The organism is Micromonospora sp. NPDC048909 (assembly GCF_040649635.1).
Taxonomy (GTDB): Bacteria; Actinomycetota; Actinomycetes; order Mycobacteriales; family Micromonosporaceae; genus Micromonospora.
On the sequence record NZ_JBEZFU010000003.1, the window covers coordinates 466,039 to 489,181 of the forward strand.

At 71.6% G+C, this 23,143-nt stretch carries 15 protein-coding genes and 1 pseudogene; 9 read left to right on the forward strand and 7 right to left on the reverse strand.

The features are described from left to right. Positions 1 to 190: 190 nt before the first annotated feature. A complete protein-coding gene (locus tag AB0C04_RS11485) occupies positions 191 to 5,251 on the forward strand; it encodes an NAD-glutamate dehydrogenase (RefSeq protein ID WP_357051814.1) in 5,061 nt (1,686 codons plus the stop codon). Positions 5,252 to 5,317: 66 nt separating this feature from the next. On the opposite strand, the gene AB0C04_RS11490 is transcribed toward AB0C04_RS11485, so the two are convergent. Beyond that, complete coding sequence (locus tag AB0C04_RS11490; RefSeq protein WP_357051817.1) at positions 5,318 to 6,016, reverse strand: class F sortase; 699 nt, start codon at positions 6,014 to 6,016, stop codon at positions 5,318 to 5,320. After that, complete coding sequence (locus AB0C04_RS11495; protein ID WP_357051820.1) at positions 6,000 to 7,271, reverse strand: hypothetical protein; 1,272 nt, start codon at positions 7,269 to 7,271, stop codon at positions 6,000 to 6,002. The genes AB0C04_RS11490 and AB0C04_RS11495 overlap by 17 nt, the downstream gene beginning before the upstream one ends. A gap of 606 nt (positions 7,272 to 7,877) precedes the next feature. Here AB0C04_RS11495 and AB0C04_RS11500 point away from each other — a divergent pair. Beyond that, positions 7,878 to 9,620 (forward strand): glycoside hydrolase family 6 protein, encoded by a 1,743-nt coding sequence (locus tag AB0C04_RS11500; protein ID WP_357051823.1) that lies wholly within the window; start codon positions 7,878 to 7,880, stop codon positions 9,618 to 9,620. Between the two features lie 110 nt (positions 9,621 to 9,730). Here the strand turns inward: AB0C04_RS11500 and AB0C04_RS11505 are convergent, their stop codons facing one another. The 5 genes and pseudogenes from AB0C04_RS11505 to AB0C04_RS11525 all read right to left on the reverse strand — a co-directional run bounded on the left by AB0C04_RS11505 (position 9,731) and on the right by AB0C04_RS11525 (position 14,104). Further along, on the reverse strand, positions 9,731 to 10,114 hold the full coding sequence (locus AB0C04_RS11505; RefSeq protein WP_350871883.1) for a hypothetical protein: 384 nt from the start codon (positions 10,112 to 10,114) through the stop codon (positions 9,731 to 9,733). Between the two features lie 113 nt (positions 10,115 to 10,227). Next, complete coding sequence (locus AB0C04_RS11510; RefSeq protein WP_357051827.1) at positions 10,228 to 10,572, reverse strand: hypothetical protein; 345 nt, start codon at positions 10,570 to 10,572, stop codon at positions 10,228 to 10,230. A gap of 16 nt (positions 10,573 to 10,588) precedes the next feature. Further along, a complete protein-coding gene (locus AB0C04_RS11515) occupies positions 10,589 to 12,247 on the reverse strand; it encodes a sodium:solute symporter family protein (protein ID WP_357051830.1) in 1,659 nt (552 codons plus the stop codon). 792 nt (positions 12,248 to 13,039) lie between these two features. Next, positions 13,040 to 13,258: pseudogene (locus tag AB0C04_RS11520) on the reverse strand (hypothetical protein); the annotation flags it as partial. Positions 13,259 to 13,504: 246 nt separating this feature from the next. Beyond that, on the reverse strand, positions 13,505 to 14,104 hold the full coding sequence (locus AB0C04_RS11525) for a hypothetical protein (protein ID WP_357051833.1): 600 nt from the start codon (positions 14,102 to 14,104) through the stop codon (positions 13,505 to 13,507). Between the two features lie 253 nt (positions 14,105 to 14,357). Here AB0C04_RS11525 and AB0C04_RS11530 point away from each other — a divergent pair, with 253 nt between their 5' ends. The 7 genes from AB0C04_RS11530 to AB0C04_RS11560 all read left to right on the forward strand — a co-directional run bounded on the left by AB0C04_RS11530 (position 14,358) and on the right by AB0C04_RS11560 (position 22,981). Further along, positions 14,358 to 15,848, forward strand: coding sequence for a catalase (locus AB0C04_RS11530; RefSeq protein ID WP_357051836.1), 1,491 nt, complete (start codon positions 14,358 to 14,360; stop codon positions 15,846 to 15,848). A gap of 238 nt (positions 15,849 to 16,086) precedes the next feature. Beyond that, a complete protein-coding gene (locus AB0C04_RS11535) occupies positions 16,087 to 18,498 on the forward strand; it encodes a nitrate- and nitrite sensing domain-containing protein (protein ID WP_357051839.1) in 2,412 nt (803 codons plus the stop codon). Continuing rightward, positions 18,498 to 18,920, forward strand: a complete 423-nt coding sequence (locus tag AB0C04_RS11540; RefSeq protein WP_350871895.1) for a roadblock/LC7 domain-containing protein — start codon at positions 18,498 to 18,500, stop codon at positions 18,918 to 18,920. The genes AB0C04_RS11535 and AB0C04_RS11540 overlap by 1 nt, the downstream gene beginning before the upstream one ends. Beyond that, positions 18,910 to 19,296 (forward strand): DUF742 domain-containing protein, encoded by a 387-nt coding sequence (locus AB0C04_RS11545; RefSeq protein WP_357051843.1) that lies wholly within the window; start codon positions 18,910 to 18,912, stop codon positions 19,294 to 19,296. Before AB0C04_RS11540 ends, AB0C04_RS11545 begins: the two co-directional genes overlap by 11 nt. Next, positions 19,277 to 19,879 carry an ATP/GTP-binding protein gene (locus AB0C04_RS11550; protein WP_357051845.1) on the forward strand — a complete coding sequence of 201 codons (603 nt, stop codon included), beginning with the start codon at positions 19,277 to 19,279 and terminating at the stop codon, positions 19,877 to 19,879. The genes AB0C04_RS11545 and AB0C04_RS11550 overlap by 20 nt, the downstream gene beginning before the upstream one ends. 152 nt (positions 19,880 to 20,031) lie before the next feature. Next, a complete protein-coding gene (locus AB0C04_RS11555; protein WP_357051849.1) occupies positions 20,032 to 21,090 on the forward strand; it encodes a lactonase family protein in 1,059 nt (352 codons plus the stop codon). A gap of 133 nt (positions 21,091 to 21,223) precedes the next feature. Beyond that, the gene (locus AB0C04_RS11560) at positions 21,224 to 22,981 is read left to right on the forward strand and encodes a substrate-binding domain-containing protein (protein ID WP_357051852.1); all 1,758 of its coding nucleotides are present in this window, start codon (positions 21,224 to 21,226) and stop codon (positions 22,979 to 22,981) included. Positions 22,982 to 23,143: the final 162 nt, after the last annotated feature.

Sequence of the window (23,143 nt, forward strand, 5' to 3'; positions counted from 1 at the left end):
GCGACAGTGTGATGAACATCGCGCGGCGGGGTACTCGGCAAGCGGCCAACCTCGGACCCGCAACGGGTGAAAGGACAGAGTCCCGATCCGGACGTCCGGCCGGTGGTCCGCCGAGAACGGCGCAGGGCGGCAGGCCTAGGCTGGGCGGCAGAGTGACCCACAACGCGGTGGGTCGAGGGGAGTGGCACCGATGGACCGGCGTCCGGCGATCAAACCGGAACCCGACCTCCGGCAGGATGACACCGGCCGGGACGATGACAGCTTCGATTCGGTGACCGACGGTGACGGCTACGGCCGACTCGACACCGGGGTCACCGGGTTGACCGGGTCGAGTATCGACACCATCTACGATCTCGGTCTTCCGACCGAGGCGTTGGCCGACGACGCGGAGGACGCCGAGCTCGACGAGCCGGTACCCAACGCGGAGCGCCTGGTGGCTCAGGCGGTCGCGCTCGCCGGGGAGGACCACGACGCGGCGACCCTGGTCAGCCGCTTCTGGCGGTTCGCCCCGGACGAGGAGCTGATCGGCTTCACCGCCGAGGAGATGATCGAGGCGGCCCGGGCGCACCGGGATCTGGCCCAACAGCGGGTGCCGGGCGAGCTGAAGCTGCGCATCCACGAGCCGGACGCCGAGCAGCACCACAGTGTGATCGAGATCGTCGTCGACGACATGCCCTTCCTGGTCGACTCGGTGACCGCGTTGCTCAATTCGCACCACCTGGACGTGCACCTGCTGGTGCACCCGCTGGTGGTGGTCCGTCGGGAGCCGCTGGGGCGGTTGACCGAGGTGGCCGCCGACGTCGAGCCGGACGACGCGATCTCCGGTGACCTGGTGGAGAGTTGGATGCGGATCGAGATCGATCCGGTCCGCGACGCCGCCGAACGGGATCGCCTGCGCCGGGAACTCCAGCGGGTCCTCACCGACGTGCGGGAGGCGGTGGAGGACTGGCCGAAGATGCGCCAGCGCGCCCTGTCGCTCGCCGACGAGCTGGCCGCCGCCCGGACCAGCGACAACCGCCCGCCGGTGCCGGAGAAGGACATCACCGACTCCGTCGAGCTGCTGCGCTGGCTCGCCCACGACCACTTCACCTTCCTCGGCTACCGGGAGTACCGGCTGGTCGGGGCGCCCGAGGGCGGCCAGGCGTTGGAGGCGGTGCTCGGCACCGGGCTGGGCATCCTGCGGCAGGACGCGCCGGAGGCGCGGGCGCTGTCGTCGATGCCTCCCGAGGCGCACGAGAAGGTGCTGGAGAAGCGCCTGCTGATCATCACCAAGGCCAACTCGCGGGCCACCGTCCACCGCTCGGCCTACCTGGACTACATCGGGTTCAAGATCTTCAACGAGGCCGGCGAGGTGATCGGCGAGCGGCGGTTCCTGGGTCTCTTCTCGACCGCCGCGTACCGCACCAGCGTGCGGGAACTGCCGGTGGTCCGCCGCAAGGTCGCCGAGGTGCTGGACCGCTCCGGGCTGAGTCAGCGCAGCCACTCCGGCAAGGACCTGCTGCAGATCCTGGAGACCTACCCGCGCGACGAACTCTTCCAGATCAAGACCGACGACCTCTACCACGCGGTGATCGGCGTACTGCGCATGGCGGGCCGCCGGCAGCTGCGGGTCTTCCTGCGCAAGGACGCGTACGGGCGGTTCATCTCCTGCCTGATCTACCTGCCCCGGGACCGGTTCACCACCCAGAACCGGCTACGCATGCAGGACATCCTGCTGCGCGAGCTGAACGGGGTCGGGGTGGACTACACCACCCGGGTCACCGAGTCGATGCTCGCCCGGGTGCACTTCATCGTCCGGACCGACCCGACCAAGCCGCCGGGTGACATCGACGCCGACCTGCTCGCCGAGGAGCTGGCCGACGCGACCCGGCTCTGGGACGACGACTACCGGCTGGTGCTGGAGCGCAAGCTCGGCGACGAGCAGGCCAAGCACCTCTTCGCCCGGTACGCCGACGCTTTCCCGGAGGGCTACAAGGACGGGCACACGCCGTACGAGGCGATGAAGGACCTGGCCAAGCTGGAGCTGCTCGAGGAGCCCGGCCAGCTGGAGATGCACCTGTTCCGCAAGCAGCTCGCCCCCCGGGCGGGGGCGCGGATGCCGGGCGCCGACCTGGACGAGACGATGGACGTCCGGTTCAAGGTCTACCGGTACGGCGAGCCGATGATGCTCTCCGCGGTGCTGCCGGTGCTGCACTCGCTCGGTGTCCGGGTGGTCGACGAGCACCCGTACGAGGTGGACCGGATCGACGGTCGGGTCTTCCTCTACGACTTCGGGCTGCGACTGCCCGAGGCGCACCAGGAGCTGGCCGAGGTGCGCCCGCACGTGGAGAACGCCTTCGCGGCGGCGTGGCGGGGCGAGGCCGAGGTGGACGGCTTCAACGAGCTGGTGCTGCGCGCCGGGCTGACCTGGCGGCAGGTGGTGGTGCTCCGCGCCTACGCGAAGTACCTGCGGCAGGCCGGCACGGTCTTCTCGCAGGACTACATGGAGCAGACCTTCATCGCCTACCCGCGGATCGCCGAGCTGCTGGTGCAGCTCTTCGAGACCCGGTTCGCGCCGGGCTCGGCCGACGCCGAGCAGCGGCAGCGGCGCAGCGCCGAGCTGGTGGAGACCATCCGCGAGCAGTTGGACGACGTGGCCAGCCTCGACCAGGACCGGATCCTGCGCTCGTACCTGACGCTGATGCAGGCCACCCTGCGGACCAGCTTCTACCAGCGGCGTTCCGACGGACGGCCGAAGTCGTACGTGGCGTTCAAGCTCGACCCGCAGGCCATTCCGGACCTGCCGGCGCCGCGGCCGAAGTTCGAGATCTTCGTCTACTCGCCGCGGTTCGAGGGTGTGCACCTGCGGTTCGGGCCGGTGGCCCGGGGTGGGCTGCGCTGGTCCGACCGGCGGGAGGACTTCCGTACCGAGGTGCTCGGCCTGGTCAAGGCGCAGATGGTGAAGAACACCGTCATCGTGCCGGTGGGCGCCAAGGGCGGCTTCGTGCTCAAGCAGAAGCCGGGGGACCGGGACGAGGCGGTCGCCTGCTACAAGGAGTTCGTCTCGGCGCTGCTCGACGTCACGGACAACATCGTCAGCGGCCAGATCGTGCCGCCCGACGACGTGGTCCGGCACGACACCGACGACCCGTACATGGTGGTCGCGGCGGACAAGGGCACCGCCACCTTCTCCGACATCGCCAACGAGATCTCCACGGCGCACGGCTTCTGGCTCGGCGACGCGTTCGCCTCCGGCGGCTCGGCCGGCTACGACCACAAGAAGATGGGGATCACCGCCCGGGGCGCCTGGGAGTCGGTCAAGCGGCACTTCCGCGAGCTGGGGCACGACACCCAGAGCGAGGACTTCACCGTGGTCGGCGTCGGCGACATGTCCGGCGACGTCTTCGGTAACGGCATGCTGCTCTCCGAGCACATCCGGCTGGTGGCCGCCTTCGACCACCGGCACATCATCCTCGACCCGGACCCGGACGCGGCCACCTCGTACGCCGAGCGCAAGCGGCTCTTCGACCTGCCGCGCTCGTCGTGGGAGGACTACAACACCGAGCTGATCTCGGCCGGCGGCGGCGTGTTCCCGCGTACCGCCAAGTCCATCCCGATCACGCCGCAGGTCCGGGCGGCGCTCGGCCTGGACGACGACGCCACCCAGCTCTCTCCGCAGGAGCTGATGCGGGCGATCCTGACCGCGCCGGTGGACCTGTTCTGGAACGGCGGCATCGGCACCTACGTCAAGGCGTCCAGCCAGACCAACGCGGAGGTGGGCGACAAGTCCAACGACGCGATCCGGGTGGACGGCAAGAGCCTGCGGTGCCGGGTGGTCGGCGAGGGCGGCAACCTGGGCTTCACCCAGCTGGGCCGGATCGAGTACGCGCTGACCGGCGGCCGGATCTACACCGACTTCATCGACAACGCGGCCGGGGTGGACACCTCCGACCACGAGGTGAACATCAAGATCCTGCTGAACACCGCGGTCGGCGACGGGGAGCTGACCACCGAGGCGCGGGACGAGCTGCTGGCCGAGATGACCGACGAGGTCGCCGAGCTGGTGCTGCGGGACAACTACGACCAGGCCCGGGCGATCAACAACGCCCAGGCGCAGGCCGCCTCGTTGCTCCCGGTGCACCGGCGGATGATCAACGACCTGGAGCGGTCCGGCGCGCTGGACCGGTCGCTGGAGGCGCTGCCGCCGGACGAGGAGTTGGCGGTCCGGATCGAGTCCGGCCTGACCGCGCCGGAATTCGCGGTGCTGCTCGCGTACGTCAAGATCGTCCTGGAGCGGGACATCCTCGCCGAGGGGCTGGCCGACGAGGAGTGGACCAGCGACGTGCTGGTCAACTACTTCCCGACGCCGATGCGCGAGCGCTTCGCCGACCGGATGTCGCGGCACCGGCTGCGCCGGGACATCGTCACCACGGTGCTGGTGAACGAGGCGATCAACCGGGGCGGCATCTCGTTCGTGTTCCGGGTGATGGAGGAGACGGCCGCCTCCGCGGCGGACGTGATCCGGGCGTACGTGGTGGTCCGCGAGGTGTTCGGGCTGCGCGAGCTTTGGGACGCGGTGGAGGCACTGGACAACAAGGTCTCGCCGGAGCTGCAGACCACCGTCTACCTGGACACTCGCCGGCTGCTCGACCGGGCCGTGCGGTGGCTGGTGACGAACCGCCGCTCGCCGATCGACGTGCCGGCGGAGATCACCCGACTGCGCGACGGGGTGGCGCGGCTGCTGCCGGGGCTGGAGAGCCTCTTCTACGGCAGCGAACGGGAGTCCATCACGGCGCACATCGACTCGATGACCGAGCGGGGGCTGCCGCGCGAGCTGGCCGAGCAGGCGACCCGGCTGATGTACAGCTTCGGTCTGATGGACGTGGTGGAGACCGCGACGAGCACGGGTCGGGACGTCGGCGAGGTGGCTTCGGTCTACTTCGTGCTCTCCGACCTGTTCCGGGTGGACTCGCTGCTGTCGAAGATCTCCCTGCTGCCCCGCGAGGACCGGTGGCAGACGCTGGCCCGGATGGCGCTGCGGTACGACCTGTACGCCGCGCTGGCCGCGCTCACCGCGGAGGTGTTGGGCTCCACGCCGGACAGCCTGCGGCCGCAGGAGCGGGTGCAGCAGTGGGAGCAGTCGAACGAGACCTCCATCCATCGCGCACAGCGGGCGATGGGCGAGTTCGACGAGTCCCGGGCGGACCTCGCCGCCCTGTCGGTGCTGCTGCGCCAGATCCGCACCCTGGTGCGGACCTCCGCCGCGGCCTGATCGACGACGCCGGACGCGGTCCGGCCGACCGGGAGACCCCCGATCGGCCGGACCGCGTCGGTCTGCTCAGCCGACCAGGCTGGCGAAGACGATGACGTTGTTCAGGTAGCTGCGCGCGGCCTCGTCGAACTGGCCCCCGCAGGTGACCACCCGCAGGCCCGGCCGGTCACTCGGGCCGTAGACCAGCTCGGTGGGGAACGAGTCCTTCGGGTACGACTTCACCGAGTCGACCCGGAAGGTCGCCGCCCGGCCGTCCGCCCGGTTCACCGTCACGGTGTCTCCCGGTTGCATCGCTCCGAGGTCGAAGAAGACCGCCGGGCCGAGCTTGGCCGAGTCCACGTGCCCGACGATGACGGCGTTGCCGACCTCGCCGGGGCTGGGTCCCGGTTCGTACCAGCCGGCCAGCTGGGCCTGGTCCAGCGGAGGCACCTGGACCGTGCCGTCCGGGTTGGTGCCGAGCGACATGATCTTCGCGTCGACCCCGATCCGGGGGATCGTGATGGTGCTCGGTGCGGACCGGGGGAGCGCGGCCGGGGCCGGCCCGTCCTCGGCCGGCTGGTCCGCCTCGGCGGGTCCGGTGCTCTCGGGGCCGGCCTGGGCCAGCGGTTGCGGGGGGCGGGGGGCGGGGTCGGTCTGCAGGGACACGCCGATCATCCCGGCGCCGGCCAGGGCGAGGAGGACGACGACGGCGGCGCCGGCGGCGCGCCACGGTCTCCCGTGACGGCCGCCGGCCCGTGTCGCCGTCTCGTCAGACGAGGGACTCATCGGTCCGCCGGCGACGCATCAGCACGATCCCGCCCAGCGCCGCGGCGCCCAGCAGGCTGGCCCCACCGGCGGCCAGGTTCCGGTCGGCGCCGGTGCTGGCGCCACCGTCACCACCGTCGACCCCGCCCCGGGGCAGGACGACCAGTTCGCCCTCGCCGCACGAGCCCTTGAGCTCGTAGCGGCCCGGCTTGGCGTCCTTGTCGACCTTGGCCTCGCCGAAGTAGACGAAGTCACGCTTGTGCTCCCAGCGGTCCTCGTCCTTGCCGTGGTCGCGGCCCTTGTCGTCCTCGCGGCCCTTGTCGTCCTCGCGGCCCTTGTCGTCCTCGCGGCCCTTGTCGTCCTCGCGGCCCTTGTCGTCCTCGCGGTCCTTGGAGTCCCACGAGCCGTGCTCGTCGGAGCCGTTCTCGTCCTCGCGGCCGTTCTCGCGGTCCTTGGAGTCCCACGAGCCGTTCTCGTCGTGGCCCTTCTCGTCCTTCTTCGAGTCCGAGCCCTTCTCGTCCTCGCGGCCGTTCTCGCGGTCCTTGGAGTCCCACGAGCCGTTCTCGTCGTGGCCCTTCTTGTCGTCCTTGTGGCCCTTGTCGCCACGGTCGCCGGCCTGGTCGTGCTCCTCGCCCTTCCAGTCCTTGCGGTCCTCGTCCTTGCCGCCGTCGGCGAGCAGGCCGCCGCCCTGGCCGTTCGGCTGTCCGCCGTAGGCCGGGGGCTGGCCGTTCTCGCCGTTCTCGCCGTTCTCGCCGTTCTCGTCCTTGCCGTTCTCGTCCTTGCCGTTGTCGTCCTTGCCGTTGTCGTCCTTGCCCTCGTGGTCGCGGCCCTTGTCGTCCTTGCCGTGCTCGTCCTTGCCGTTGTCGTCCTTGCCCTCGTGGTCGCGGCCCTTGTCGTCCTTGCCGTGCTCGTCCTTGCCCTTGTCGTCCTTGCCGTGCTCGTCCTTGCCGTGCTCGTCCTTGCCGTCACGGTCGTGGGAGTCTTCCTCGCCCCGCCAGTCCTTGCGGTCGTCGCCGCGGTCGTCGACCGGCTTGAGCTTGACCTTGCCGGTCACCTTCGACCAGACGAAGGCGTGCTCCTGCTCCTCGGAGCAGATCTCCAGGAACTTGACCTTCTCGCCGGCCTTCACCACGTGCGGCTTGGCCAGGACCTTGCCGTCGCGGTCCTTGCCGTCGTGGTGGCCGTCCGCGAACGCGATCCCCGGCGCGAACACCAGGAGGGACGCGCCACCGAGGGCGGCGCCCGCGACAACCTTTCCGAGCATCTTCTTAGCCATGACCTGCGTCACTCCATCCCTGTTGTCCTCTACTCGGCGACACCCGAGCTAAGGCCGACGTTAGACCGTTTCACGACCTATGCAGGGAAAGATTCGTGTTTCTACGTTCATCGGTATTAAGCCCGTTAGGGGTGGTACGTGGCTTTCACTGCCGGCCGTGGCGTTCCCACCCGGACGCCGGGTTGCCGCCGGCTCGGTGGGTGGATGCCGTACTCGCGCCGGTCGGCCGGCATCGTCCGGGTCGCGGCCGTCCCAGCGGTCACCCGAGTTCTTCCCCGCCCCGGCGGCCCCGCGGCCCAGGGCGGCCAGGCGACCGCAAGGCATCGAGGCATTGCCATGGAAGCGCTCCCATGCGAGAATCGCTGCACGCGGTTCGGGGAGCCACACCGCGCAGGCAGGTGTCGAGGGCATCCGGTCCGCCGGACGACATCCCGCCACCGACCGACCGGCGCTGGTCGCCGGTGGTCGCTCGCACCACCACCACAGCCCGTCCGGGTCGGGCACCCCCGAAACATCCCGTTGGCACCGGTGGCCGCCCCCAGGGCGCCCACCGGGCCACCCGCCGGGCCGTTCGCGGGCCCGGTCTCGCCCAAGGAGATCAGTGGCATGAATGTGTGGAGAAGACTGTCCGTCCCCCGCCGGGCACTCGCGCTCGCCGGCGCGGGAGCCCTGGTCGCCGGCGGGTTGGTGACCATTCCGGTCACCGTGGCGCACGCGGCGACCCAGTGCGACGTCGCCTACTCGACGAACGACTGGCCGGGTGGCTTCACCGCGAGCATCACCATCAGGAACATCGGCGATCCGATCAACGGCTGGACGCTGGGTTGGACGTTCCCGAACTCCGGCCAGCGGGTGCAGCAGGGCTGGTCCGCCGAATTCACCCAGACCGGCAGCCAGGTCACCGCCCGTAGCCTGTCGTACAACGGCAGCCTGGCCACCGGCGCCTCGACCAGCCTAGGGTTCAACGGCGCCTGGAGCGGCAGCAACCCGAAGCCCACCTCGTTCACGCTCAACGGGGTGACCTGCAGCGGCGGCACGCCACCCACCGACCCGCCACCCACCGATCCGCCCCCCACCAACCCGCCGCCGGGCACCAAGGTCGACAACCCGTACGCCGGGGCGCGGGGCTACGTGAACCCGGAGTGGAAGGCCAAGGCGGACGCCGAGCCGGGCGGCAGCCGGATCTCCAGCAACCCGACCGCGGTCTGGCTCGACCGGATCGCCGCCATCAACGGCACCCCGGACAGCAGCTCCAACGGAGCGTTCGGGGTCCGCGACCACCTGGACGAGGCGCTGCGACAGGGTGCCGGCTACATCCAGTTCGTGATCTACAACCTGCCGGGCCGGGACTGTGCCGCGCTCGCCAGCAACGGTGAGCTCGGCCCCGACGAGCTGCCGAAGTACAAGGCCCAGTACATCGACCCGATCGCCGCGATCCAGGCCGACCCGAAGTACGCCAGCCTGCGGATCATCAACATCATCGAGATCGACTCGCTGCCGAACCTGGTCACGAACACCTCCGGCCAGCCGGGCGGCACGACGATGTGCGACACCGTCAAGGCCAACGGCGCCTATGTCAACGGCGTCGGCTACGCCCTGGCCAAGCTCGGCGCGATCGGCAACGTCTACAACTACATCGACGCCGCGCACCACGGCTGGATCGGCTGGGACAGCAACTTCGGCCCGACCGCCGACATGCTGAAGTCCGCCGCTGTCGCCTCCGGCAGCACGGTGCGCAACGTGCACGGCTTCATCGTCAACACGGCCAACTACTCGGCGCTGCGCGAGCCGTACGTCAAGGTCACCGACTCGGTGAACGGCCAGACCGTCCGGCAGTCCAAGTGGATCGACTGGAACCAGTACGTCGACGAGCTCTCGTTCGCCCAGGCGTTCCGGCAGAAGCTGGTCTCGGTCGGCTTCGAGTCCGGCATCGGCATGCTGATCGACACCTCCCGCAACGGCTGGGGCGGCACCGCCCGGCCCACCGGCCCGGGCGCGACGACCAGCGTGGACACCTACGTCAACGGTGGTCGGATCGACCGCCGGATCCACGCCGGCAACTGGTGCAACCAGTCCGGCGCGGGCCTGGGGGAGCGGCCGAAGGCCGCCCCGGAGACGGGCATCGACGCGTACGTCTGGGTGAAGCCCCCGGGTGAGTCGGACGGTTCCAGCACGCTGATCGAGAACGATGAGGGCAAGGGCTTCGACCGGATGTGCGACCCGACGTACACCGGCAACCCCCGCAACGGGAACAACCCGACCGGTGCCCTGCCGAACGCGCCGATCTCCGGCGCGTGGTTCTCCGCCCAGTTCCAGGAGCTGATGCGGAACGCCTACCCGGCACTGTGAGGGTGCCGCCCGCCTGCCGCTGGCAGTAGGTGAGGCACTGCCGGCGGCAGGCTCCCAGGCCCCTGACCCGACCGTCCCCCGGTCGGGTCAGGGGTCTCTCGCGGTACCGGTCAGGGCACCGTTCGCTCCACCGCCGCCCGGCCCAGCTCGGCCAGGTCCTGGCGGGCCCGCTCGATGTTCTCCGGTGTGAGGTCCTGACCCCGTGCCATGACCAGGTCCTCCGGATCCCAGGGCTGCTCGGCGCCGGTGCGGATGTTGTCGCCGCCGGCGCCGGTCCCGGTCCCGGTGGCGCCGGTACCGGCCGCGTACGGGTCACCGAGGATGTCGTCCGTCGGGGCGTCCCGGTCGACGCGCGCCCCCGGTTCGCCGAAGGACGGATTGTCCCGGTCGGCGCCGCCCCCGGTGATCAGCTGCGGGACGGTGCTGTCGTCGTCCACCGCGGCGGCCATCTCCGGGCTCTCCTCCAGCGGCGGTTGGCGGTCGCGATCGCTCATGCTGCTGCCCTCCTGTCCCCAGCGGTCCCTGATCCCCCTCGCCTACCCCGTCCGGTGGTCCTCATGCCCCGGCGGGTTCGACTCCCACCCGGGGCGGCCCGGCCGGCCCGGGTTCAGCGTCCGTCGGCGCCGTTCGGGCGGTCCGGAGGGCCGATCACGCCGCGCTCCTCGGGGGCGGCCGGCGGCTCGGCCGGGCGGAGCCACTGCCAGAGCAGCATCAGCAGGCCGAAACCGAGCATCGCCAGCCCGGCCCAGAGGTTGATCCGTACGCCCTGCGCCTTGTCGATCTCGGCGGGGCTGTCGAACACGCCCATCAGGGCGACGATGACCCCGTACGCCACGAACAGGCCGCCGATCACCCGGCGGATGTCGAACAGGCGCGCGGCCGCCGACCGTCGCTGTTCCTCCTCGGCCCCGGTGATCAGTGGATCGCGGGCCGGCTCGCTGCGGTTGTCCATCTGGCGATCACCCTTCCTAGAAGACCGGGATGTAGAACACGATGGCGAGCGCCACGGCGATCACGCCCAGCAGAACCGGGGAGCGGTACCAGGCGGTATCGCCGGTCAGCACGTCGCTCTTCAGGTCGATGCCGCCCGTGCCGTAGACCAGTCCACGCAGGTCTGCGTCGGGCTTCGGGGCGGTCAGCGGGGTGATGATCGCGGCGACCACGGCCACCGTGACGAACGCGATGCCGGCGCCCCAGAAGCTCTCCTCCAGGTCGGAGTTGAAGTGGATCACTCCGCCCTTGTAGAGCAGGTAGGTGGCGAGCGCGGCGAGGGTACCCAGCAGCAGGGACCAGAAGCCGGCCAGCGCGGTCATCCGCTTCCAGAACATGCCGATGATGAAGGTGGCGAAGAGCGGCGCGTTGAAGAGGGAGAAGAGGGCCTGGATGTAGTTCATGATGTTGCTGAACCCGGCCGCGATGAAGGCGGTGCCGATGCCGATCACCACCGCGGCGATCGTGGCGTACCGGCCGATCCGCAGGTAGTAGTCGTCGGGCCGGTCACGGCGGACGTACGCCTGCCAGATGTCGTAGGTGAACACGGTGTTGAAGCCGCTCACGTTGGCCGCCATGCCGGCCATGAACGAGGCGAGCAGGCCGGTGACCGCGACGCCGAGCACACCGTTCGGGAGCAGGTCACGCATCAGCAGCGGGATCGCGTTGTTGTACTGCAGGTCGCCGCTCTTCGCGCCGAGGCCCTGCACGGTGACCAGGGCCACCAGGCCGGGGATCACGGTGACCAGGGGGATGAACAGCTTCGGGTACGCGGCGATGATCGGCGTACGCCGGGCCGCGCTCATGTTCTTCGCCGACAGCGCCCGCTGCACCTCGGCGAAGTTCGTCGTCCAGTAGCCGAACGAGAGCACGAAGCCGAGGCCGAAGACGATGCCGATCCAGTGCGCGCCGAGCGGGTTGGCCGTGGTATTCGTGTCCTGCCAGGCGTGCAGTCCCGCCTCGCCGAGCTTCGACTCGCGGACCGCGTCCATCAGCCCGGTGACGCCGCCGACCTTGACCAGGCCGATCACGGTGACCGGGATCAGGCCGGCCAGGATCACGAAGAACTGGAGCACCTCGTTGTAGATCGCGCCGGTGAGACCGCCGACGGTGATGTACGCCAGCACGATCGCCGCGCCGACCACGATCGCGACCCAGAGCGGCCAGCCGAGCAGCGCCTGCATCACCAGGGCCAGCGCGTAGAGGTTGACGCCGGCGATCAGCACCTGGGCGACCGCGAAGCTGATCGCGTTCAGCAGGTGCGTCGGCCGGTTGAACCGCAGCCGCAGGTACTCGGGGACGCTGCGGACCTTCGAGCCGTAGTAGAAGGGCATCATCACGATGCCGAGGAAGACCATCGCCGGCACGGCGCCGATCCAGTAGTAGTGCACCGTCATCACGCCGTACTGGGCGCCGTTGGCGGCCATGCCGATGATCTCCAGCGCGCCCAGGTTGGCCGACACGAACGCCAGCCCGGTCACCCAGGCCGGCAGCGAGCGGCCGGAGAGGAAGAAGTCGACGCTGGTGCGGATCGCGCGGCGGGCGGCGAAGCCGACGCCGAGAACGGTCACGAAGTAGAGCCCCAGCAGGAGGTAGTCCAGCGCGTTCATCTCGAGTCGAAGTCCGCCGCCGTCCATCCACGTCACCCTTCGTCCGGACGTCCGCTGTATGTGCCGCGCGCGCCCTACTACCCCGAACGCGAAATTCCACGCCCGCGCACACCGGTCGGTCCCCCGGCTCCGCCACGGACGGCTCGGCGCGCCCCGGATGGCGTCACCCGATCGGGTGACGCGGACACACGGGCGCCCCGGCCAGGTGGCCGGGGCGCCCGTCGTGATCGCTCAGCGGCCGAGTACCCGGTCCAGGAAGTCCCGGTAGCCGCGGACCGCCATCCGCAGCTCCTCGGTGTCCGCGGAGCCGGCCTGCTGCCAACCGCCGAGGCTGGTCCGCTGTGCCGCCAACGCCGAGGAGAGGGCCTGGATGGCCTCCTCGACCAGCGCCTGGGCCTCGCCGGCTGCCGCCCGCGGGTCGTCCACGAAACGGAGTTGGACGTCCCGCCAGCGGTCCCGGAAGCCCTGCGCGATCTCCGCGTCGAAGAGGGTCGCCGGCTCGGCGGCCACGGTCGAACCGGCCGGGCGGGAGGTCCCGGCGGCCGCGAGGTCGCCGGTCGCGGTGGTGCTCGCCCCGGCGGCGGCCGGATCGGCGTCCGGGGAGACCGCGTCCGGGTCGACCATCCGGGGCGCCGCGCTGCCGTAGCCGGCGGCACCGGCGGCACCCGCGCCCGGGTCGCCGCCCGGCGGGGTCAGGTCGCCCCGGCGCTCGGCGTCGCCGTCACTGACGCCGGCCGGCACGGCGGCGCGGTCCGCCGACTCGTTGAGGTCCGCACTGTCGCGGGACCCGACCTCCGGCTGGCCGTCGCGCCGGTGCAGCTCCGCGGTCGGGTCGGCGCGCAACCCCTCCCGCTCGCCCTCCTCGGCGCCGTCGCCCGGCCAGGCGGTGCGCTCGTCCCGGGGATCCGGTTCGTCCTCGGGGCGGGGGCTGGCCAGGGCGGACGCGGCGACCGCCCCGCCCACGGTGGGGGCGCCGAAGGTGGTCGGCACCGGGCCGGGGTCGTGGAAGCCGCCCTCGTCGGCGTCCCGCTCGGCCGCCCGGACGACCTGTTCGTCGTCGTCCGGGCCCGGTCGCCGGCCGGACGCGTCGGCACGTTCGGCGTACTCGGTCCGGTCGGCGTCACCGGCGACCGCCGGGTCGTCGAAGGTGCCGCGGTCGTCCAGCGCGTCCTCCGGCACCTCCGCCGGCCCGCTCCGGTCTTCGGAGCCCGGCACCGGATGGGATCGGACGGCCTCGGGGTGGTCGTTCACCTGCTGCTTTTCCTGGCGCATGCGGTGGCCTCCTCAGCGGCTCGTGACGTCGTGCGGCGTGTCCGTGTCCGGGTGGCGCTGCTCCGGCGGCTGGTGCCTCACCGGCTCTTCGCCGAGCAGGTCCGCGAAGAGGGCCCGGTAGTGCACGACGGCCTGCCGCAACTCCTCGGTGCTCGCCTCGCCGCGGGTGTTGCGCAGGTGGATCTCGTGTGCGTCCCGGTAGTGGGTCAGCGTGCGGGCGTGCTCGACGGAGAGATGGGCGATCTGGTCCGAGAAGTCACCGGTGGGGTAACCCCGTTCCGCGATCAGCCGGGTGACCAGTTCATCCGCGTCGCCCACGGTTTCGGCCGGGGAGTCGATGAAGCGGACCTGGAGTTCCTCCCAGGCGGCGGCGTAGCGGGCCCGGGACTCCGGGTCGAGCGGGGTGAGCGTGAGTTCGGCGTGCCGACGCTCCCGGTCCCGCAGCTCGCGCTCGGCGGCGCCGCGGCTGTCCTGCTCGGCGACCACCCGGTCGTACTCCGGCCCGAACCGGCTGCGCAGCGACCGGCGCCGGGCCAGCGTCCAACCGGCGGCGGCCAACGCGGCGATCACCAGTACGACGATGACGATGACGATTATCTGCGTGGGCGACATGGCTCCTCCTTCGCCACCGGTATTCCCTCGGGTCACTGATCGCCAATCCCGATCCGGGGCACTTTCCTGCGCGATCCGGCCGGGAGCGGTCCGAGTGGGTGCGTCGGCGCACAGCATCAGGGGCGCAAAAACTTGACTCATTCCAGAAAACGCGCTTGGCTGGGACGGTGCCGGCCGGGCCCGACCCGGGGCGATCCGTCGACACCCACCGCGACCCGGGCCTCAGCAGGCGAAACCCATCAGGAGGAGAGCGATGAGCGACCCGCAGGCCAGCAAGCCGGTCCTCACGACCCGTCAGGGCCACCCGGTGCACAACAACCAGCAGCAGCGGACGGTCGGCTCGCGTGGTCCGGCGACGCTGGAGAACTACCACTTCCTCGAAAAGATCAGCCACTTCGATCGGGAGCGCATCCCGGAGCGGGTGGTGCACGCCCGCGGCTTCGTCGCGCACGGCGAGTTCGAGGCGTACGGGACGATCGGCGACGAGCCGGCCTCGGCGTACACCCGGGCGAAGCTCTTCCGGTCCAAGGGCGGGAAGACCCCGGCGACCGTCCGGTTCTCCACGGTCATCGGCGGCCGGGACTCGTCCGAGGCCACCCGCGACCCGCGCGGCTTCGCGGTGAAGTTCCGCACCGAGGACGGCAACTGGGACCTGGTCGGTAACAACCTGCCGGTCTTCTTCATCCGCGACGCGATCAAGTTCCCGGACGTGATCCACTCGCTGAAGCCGGACCCGGTCACCTTCCGCCAGGAGCCGAACCGGATCTTCGACTTCATGTCGAACACGCCCGAGTCGATGCACATGCTGACCTGGCTGTTCAGCCCGCGCGGCATTCCGGCGAACTACCGCACCCAGGACGGCTTCGGGGTGAACACCTACCGGCTGGTCGACGCCGCCGGCGTGGCCGTCCTGGTCAAGTACCACTGGAAGTCGCGGCAGGGCATCGAGTCGCTGACCGAGGAGCAGGCCGCGACGATCCAGGCCACCGAGCTGGGCCACGCCTCGAAGGACCTCTACGAGGCGATCGAGCGCGGCGAGTACCCGCAGTGGGAACTCAACGTCCAGATCATGAGCGACGACGAGCACCCGGAGCTGGACTTCGACCCGCTCGACGACACCAAGACCTGGCCGGAGGACGCCTTCCCGCTCCGCCCGGTGGGCGTGCTGACGCTCAACCGCAACGTCACCAACTTCCACAACGAGAACGAGCAGCTCGCGTTCGGCACCGGCGTGCTGGTCGACGGCCTCGACTTCTCCGACGACAAGATGCTGGTCGGGCGGACCTTCTCCTACTCGGACACGCAGCGCTACCGGGTCGGCCCGAACTACCTCCAGCTGCCGATCAACGCGCCACGGGAGGACGTCCAGGTCAACACGAACCAGGACGGTGGCCAGATGTCGTACCAGGTGGACAACCGGGGCGGTAACCCGCACATCAACTTCGAGCCGTCGTCGGTCGCCGGCCTGGAACAGGCCGACGAGTCGTACCGGGAGTACCGCCCGTTCGTGTCCGGGCAGGTCATGCGCGCGCCGCTCGAGCGGCAGAACAATTACGGCCAGGCGGGCGAGCGGTTCCGCACCATGCCCGCGTGGGAGCGGGACGACCTGGTGAAGAACCTGATCAACCTGCTGGGTCAGTGTGACAAGCACATCCAGGAGAAGATGGTCTGGCACCTCAGCCAGTGCGACGAGCAGTACGGCCGGCGGATCGCCGACGGGCTCGGCATCCCTGTCAACGCCTGATCGACCCAGCCCCGGGCGTCCCGTCGGTCACCACCGGTGGGGCGCCCGGCTTGGCGGGGGGTCCACACCGGAGCGTCGTGGTAGTCGCAACGGGCGGTAGTGCATCCGCCCGGGATTACGTATCCTTCCCAAGGCGCCCGTGCCGGTGCCCGGCGCCCGATGCCGGGAGACTGCCCCGGTGGGAGCGCTGCCCGGCCGTCGCCGGAGCCCCTCCTGCCACACGTCCGGGCGAGGTCCGATGAAAACGCGCGACTGGCCGATCCGCTCGAAGCTGACGGCGCTGGTCGTGGTGCCGGTCACCGCGCTACTGGCGCTGTGGATCTTCGCCACCACGCTCACCTTCGGGCCGGCCCTCGACCTGCTCGCCGCGCGGACCTTCCTCTACGACCTGGGCCGCCCCGGCGAGGCGGTCGTCGCCGAGCTGCAACGGGAACGCCGGCTCACCGTCGTGCAGCTCGCCGGCGACGAGCCGCTGTCCGCCCTGGCCGAGCAGCGGCAGCGTACCGACCAGGCGATCGACGAGCTGCGCCGCCGGGTGGCGGGTGAGGCGTTGCGGGAGGCCGCCGACGGGCCACTGGAGGCCCGGATCGACCGGCTGGTGACCGGTCTGGACGCGCTGCCCTCCGGTCGCGGCTTCATCGACCAGCGGAAACTGGACCGCGCCGGCGCCTTCGGCCTCTACACCGGAATGATCTCCTCGGCGTTCCAGACGTTCGCCGGGATGGCGGCGCTGCCCGAGCCGGACCTCAACCGGGAGGCCCTGGCGGTGACCGCGCTCGGTCGCTCCCGGGAGCTGCTCGGGCAGGCCGACGCCCTGCTGGCCGGCGCGTTGACCGCCGGCCGGTTCGCCGCGGGCGAGCATGCCCAACTGGTGCAGATCATCGGCAACCAGCGGTTCCTCGCCGGGGACGCGGTGGCCGACCTGCCGGCGACGGACCGGGCGGCGTACCAGCGGCTGACCGAGGGGGAGGCCTTCGTCCGGCTCCAGGCGATGCAGGACAGCCTGGTCGCCGCCGACCGCTCGGCGGCGCCACCGGTCGACCCGGCCGCCTGGCAGGCCAGCTACGACGCGGTCCAGCAGCAGCTGCGCGAGTTCGAGCTGGCCGCGGCCGACGGGCTGACCGACCGTTCGGTGCCGACCGCGGTACGCATCCTCGTCCGGCTCGCCGCCGCCGGGGTGCTCGGGCTGGTCGCCGTCGTGGTGTCGGTGCTGGTGGCGGTGAAGGTCGGCCGCTCGCTGGCCCGCCGGCTCAGCGGGGTACGCAGCGCGGCCCTGGAGCTGGCCGAGCACCGGCTGCCCGATGTGGTGACCCGGCTGCGGCGGGGCGAGCACGTCGACGTGGCCCGGGAGGCGCCCGCGCTGGAGTACGGCGACGACGAGATCGGCCAGGTGGGCCGGGCGTTCACCGAGGTGCAGCGGACCGCGGTCCGGGCGGCGGTGGACGAGGTCACCCTGCGACGGGGGCTCAACGAGGTCTTCCTCAACATCGCCCGGCGCAGCCAGGGCCTGGTGCACCGGCAGCTCGCCCTGCTGGACCGGATGGAGCGGGGCACCGAGGACCCGGACGAGCTGGCCGAGCTGTTCCAGGTGGACCACCTGGCCACCCGGCTCCGCCGGCACGCCGAGGACCTGGTCATCCTGGCCGGTGCCGCGCCCGGCCGGGGGTGGCGCAATCCGGTCGCGATGGTCGACCTGGTCCGCGGGGCGATCTCGGAGGTCGAGGCGTACGACCGGGTGGACATCACCGCCGCGCAGCCCGCGGGCGTGCTCGGGCGCGCGGTCGGTGACCTGATCCACCTGCTCGCCGAGCTGATCGAGAACGCCACCGCGTTCTCCCCGCCGGGCACCAGGGTGGTGGTCTCCGGCGAGCGGGTGGCCAACGGCTACGCGCTGGAGATCACCGATCGCGGCCTTGGCATGTCGGACGCGGCGCTGGCCGACGCCAACCGCCGGCTGACCCGCTCGCCCGAGTTCGACCCCGCCGAGAGCGCCCGGCTCGGTCTGTTCGTGGTGGCCCGGTTGGCGGCCCGGCATGCGGTGCGGGTGAGCCTGCGCCGGTCCGAGGCGGGTGGGGTGATCGCGGTGGTGCTGCTGCCCACCGACCTGATCACCGAGGAGCCGGCGCTGGCCGGCCTGGACACCCCCGGTCGCGGACCGGGGCGACCGGACCGGCGGTTGACCCGCGGCGCGCGGCGCGGCACCGTACCCCGGCCCCGCACCGCGCGCCGCGGTGCGGCCGACGGGCCGCCGGCCATCGGCCGGTCCGCGCCGGTGCCGCCGCGCGGTGGCGCTGTCGGGCCGACGGATGCGGCGACCCCGGACGATCCGGCGGAGGGGTCCGCCCCGCCCACCCCGGAGACCGCGGGCGAGATCGACGGCCTGCCGCGTCGGGTCCGCCGGCGCCCGCCGGCCGCCCGACCCCGGCATCCCGCCAGCGACACGCCGACCCCACGGCCGCCCGAGGAGGTGCGCCGGATGATGTCGGCGTTGCAGTCCGGCACGATCCGGGGGCGTCAGGCCGCCGAGGCGGCCCGCCCGGGTCCCGCGCCCGACGCGGCCGGCCCGGTGCCACCCGAGGACGCCCCGCCTCCGCCGTCCGACGCCGCGGCGGCACCCGAACCCCCGACCGAGACAGAGAGGGACGCCTAGTGCGGCAATCGACGAAGCAGAGCGCCGATCTCGACTGGCTGCTCGACGACCTGGTGCAACGGGTACCGGCCGCCCGAGAGGCGGTGGTGCTCTCCGGGGACGGTCTGCTGCTCGGTGCCTCCGCCGAGCTGGACCGCGCCGACGCCGAGCACCTGTGCGCCCTGGCCTCCGGCTTCGCCAGCCTGGCCCGGGGCGCGAGCCGGCACGTGGACGGCGGTCCGGTGCGGCAGACGGTGGTGGAGATGGAGTCGGCGTACCTCTTCGTCACGGCCGCCGGGCAGGGCGCCTGCCTGGCCGTGGTGAGCGACGCGGACGCGGACATCGGCCTGGTGGCGTACGAGATGGCGATGCTGGTCATCCGGGTGGGCGAGAACCTCAGTGCGCCGGCCCGGTCGACCGCGGGTGCCGTCGATGCGGACTGAGCCGCCCGGGCCGCAGCACGAGTGGCTGGACGACGCCGCCGGCCCGGTCGTCCGCCCCTACACCCTCACCGGCGGCCGGGTCCGCTCCGCCGCCGACGGCTTCGACCTGGTCGCGTTCGTGTTGGCCGGGTCGCCCCCGGCCGCCGCCGACCCGCAGTTGCCGCCCGAGCACCGGCGCCTGGTCGAGCTCGCCCACCGGCCGGTTCCGGTGGCGGAGCTGGCGGCCGAACTGGACCTCGCGGTCGGCGTTGTCCGGGTGCTCCTCGGCGACCTGCTGGCTCGTGGGCTGGTCGCGGTGCACGAGCCGCCGACCGCAGCTCACCTTCCGCACGACGACATCCTCAAGGCGGTGGTCAGTGGACTCCGTGCGCTATGACCGGACGGGTGCCGGCCCCCGGATCCCGCTGGCCCTGAAGATCCTCGTCGCCGGCGGCTTCGGCGCCGGCAAGACGACGCTGGTGAGCGCGTTGAGCGAGGTCCGGCCGTTGCAGACCGAGGAGATCCTGACCGGTGCCGGGGTCGGCACCGACGATCTCTCCGGGGTGGAGGGAAAGTCCACCACCACGGTGGCGATGGACTTCGGGCGGATCACCATCAACGACGACCTCCAGCTCTACCTCTTCGGCACGCCCGGGCAGGACCGGTTCTGGTTCCTCTGGGACGAGTTGGCCTTCGGCGCGCTCGGTGCGGTGGTGCTCGCCGACACCCGCCGGCTGGCCGACTGCTTCCCCTCGATCGACTACTTCGAGCAGCGGGGCATCCCGTTCGTGGTGGGGGTGAACTGCTTCGACGACGCCCGCCGGTTCGACCTGGAGACCGTACGCCAGGCGCTGGACCTCGACCCGCAGGTGCCACTGGTGCTCTGCGACGCGCGGGAGCGGCAGTCCGGCAAGCTGGTGCTGATCTCGCTGGTCGAGCATGTGGCCCGGCAGCGGGGCGAGCCGGTGCCGGCGGCCTGACCGGCCCACCGCACGCCTCGCCCGCGCGACCCGGGCTGCGGCTCGCCCCGAGGGCGAGGCCGAAGTCAGCCGTGCCGGGAGGGCTAACCGGGCGGGTTCGTGGGCAACCCTCTGGTTGGATCTGACGCAGGAGTCGGCGGAGGGCGGTAGCGGTGAGCGGTCGGAGCGAGGTCGTCCACATCGGGTGCTACACGGCGCAGAGCGGTGGGCGGGGGACCGGTGTGCTGGCCGCCCGGCGCGACCCGGCGTCCGGCGCATTGACCCCGCTGGGCACCGTCGCGCTGACCGCGTCGCCGTCGTTCCTCGCCCGCCACCCGACCCTGCCCGTGCTGTACGCGGTGAACGAACTGCCCGACGGCGAGGTGAGCGCCTGGCGGGTCGGACCCGACGGCGAGCTGACGCCGCTGGGCAGCCGGCCGACCGGTGGTGCGGAGCCCTGCCACCTCGCCGTCGTGCCGACCGGCGGCCACCTCGTCGCGGCCAACTACGGCGGGGGCAGCGTGGCGGTCTTTCCGCTGGACCGGCAGGGCGTTCCCGGCGAGCGCAGTGACCTGGTGGTGCACGAGGGGCACGGGCCCGACCCGGACCGCCAGGAACGGGCCCACGCGCACATGGTCAGCCCGGACCCGGGTAGCGGGCCGTTGCTCGCGGTCGACCTGGGCACCGACTCGGTCTACCGGTACGACCTGGACGCGGCGACCGGCCGGCTGGTGCCCCGCGCCCCGCGGGTGCGGACGGTCGCCGGCGCGGGGCCGCGGCACCTGGCCCGGCATCCCGACGGCCGGCGCTGCTTTCTGGTCGGCGAGCTGGACGCGACGGTCACCGGGTACGAGCTGACCACCGACGGATCGCTGCACCAGCGCAGCCGGGTCGACGCGAGCGGGCGGCCGGGGCACGTGCAGCCGTCGGAGGTCGCGGTGCGGCCGGACGGCCGCTTCCTCTACGTCGCCAATCGGGGGGTCGGCACCATCGCGGTCTTCGACCTGCGCGGGCAACAGCCGGAGCTGACGGCCGAGGTGGACACCGACGGAGAGTGGCCGCGGCACTTCGCGCTGATCGGCGAGCACCTCTACGTCGCCGACGAGCGGGCCGACATGGTCCGGGTGTTCCGGGTCGATCCCGACAGTGGCGTGCCCGCGGTGGTCGGCGAGCCGGTGCCGGTGCCGAGCCCGACCTGCGTCCTGCCCGGAGCCGCCGTCGTGATCGTCTGATGGATCTCCGTCACCACGCGTTGAGGCCAAGCTGTCACTTGCTGTAGCCAAATAGCGATCAACTGTATCTCCTCCGTAACTTTAACCCGAACGGTTGTGGCAGTTACGCGACTTGATACGCAAGATGGTCACCGTGTCAGCAGGCCGCCATCGCATGCATTCAAAGCTCCGTGGACTCGCCGCCGCCGCTTCGGCGACGGCGCTCGTCGCCGTGACGGGGGGAGCCTGGTTCGGATATCGGGAGCTCGTTCAACCCTCCTGTTCCGGCGAGATCCAGCTCTCCGTCGCGGTTGCCTCCGAACTCGCACCCGCGGTGGACGCCGCCGCGGGGCGGTGGGCCGAGGACGGCGCCGCGGTCGGCGGCACCTGCATCAAGGTCAATGTCTCGGCCTCGGACCCGGTCGACGTCGCCGCCGTGGTCGCCGCCAAGCACGGCGCGATCCTGGCCGGCGTGGGTCAGGCCAGCGGCACCGCGGTCACCCCGGACGTCTGGATCCCGGACTCCTCGACCTGGCTGCTGCGGCTGAAGAAGGAAGCGACCGCGTTCGCCCCGACCAACGGCGCCTCGATCGCGCGCAGCCCGGTGGTCGTCGCGATGCCCGAGCCGATCGCCACCCGGATCGGCTGGCCGGGCGCGAAGCTGGGCTGGAGCGACCTGCTCAAGCAGGTGAACAGCAGCAAGCCCTTGCGTACCGGGATCGTCGAACCCACTCGTGACGCGGCCGGCCTCTCCGGCCTGATGTCGCTGACCGCGGCGGCCAGCGCGGCCGGTGGCGACTCCCAGCGGTCCACCATCGGTGCGCTGCGCGCGTTGGCGACCGGGCGCTCGGCCCTGCGCAACGACCTGCTGGCCCGGTTCCCGACCGCCGCCGATCCGACGGCGATCGCGAACGGGTTGGGCGCGGCGGCGCTCTCCGAAGAGGACGTCATCGCGTACAACAGCAAGAAGCCGCCGGTCGAGCTGGCCGCGCTCTACCTCGAGCCGGCGCCGGCGCCGCTGGACTACCCGTACGCGGTGCTGCCCGGAATCGAGCCGGCCAAGGCCTCTGCGGCGCGGGTGCTCTACGAGGTGCTCACCACGCCCGGCTTCCGGGACCGGCTCGCCGCCCAGTCGCTGCGCGCCCCGGACGGCAACTGGGGCGACGGGTTCAAGGCGCCGCAGGGCGCGCCGAGCCCGGCCGGCGGTCCGTCCAGCGCGCCGGCCAACGGCGGCGCCGCCGCGGGTGGGCTCGACCCGGTCGCGATCGACCGGGTCGTCTCCAGCTGGTCGATCGCCACCCAGACCGGCCGGATGCTCGCCGTCATCGACGTCTCCGGCTCGATGAAGGACGAGGTGCCGACCGCGAACAACCGCACCCGCGAGGAGGTCACGGTCGAGGCGGCCCGGCGCGGCCTCAGTCTCTTCGACGACTCCTGGTCGATCGGGCTCTGGACCTTCTCCACCAAGCTGGTCGGCAACCGGGACTACAAGCAGCTCATCGGTATCGGCCCGCTCTCCGGCCAGCGCGACAAGCTCGAGGCGGCGCTCAGCACCATCCGGCCCTCGGACGGCAACACCGGCCTCTACGACACCATGCTCGCCGCCTACCAGGAGGTGCAGCGGGACTGGCAGGCCGGCCGGGTGAACTCGGTGGTCCTCTTCACCGACGGCAAGAACGAGGACGACAACGGCATCAGCCAGCAGAAGCTGCTCTCCGAGCTGAAGCGGGTCGCCGACCCGGAGCGGCCGGTGCAGGTCATCATCATCGGTATCGGTGAGGGCGTCAGCAAGGCGGAGCTGGACTCGATCACGAACGTCACCGGTGGTGGCAGCTTCGTCACCAAGAACCCGACCGAGATCGGCGGCATCTTCCTCAAGGCCATCGCGCTACGGCCGCCGGCGCCGCGCTGACTGGTCGAACAGTCGAAGAGGGGCCCGTCGTACCGCTGGATCCGGTACGGCGGGCCCTTTTCGTGAGCGCCGGGCTCGGGAAAAGTGACGGCAATACGTCGGAAGCAATCGGCGACCATAGTTGTCGGTGCAGGATGTCGACGTATCCCCGGCGTCCTCGGC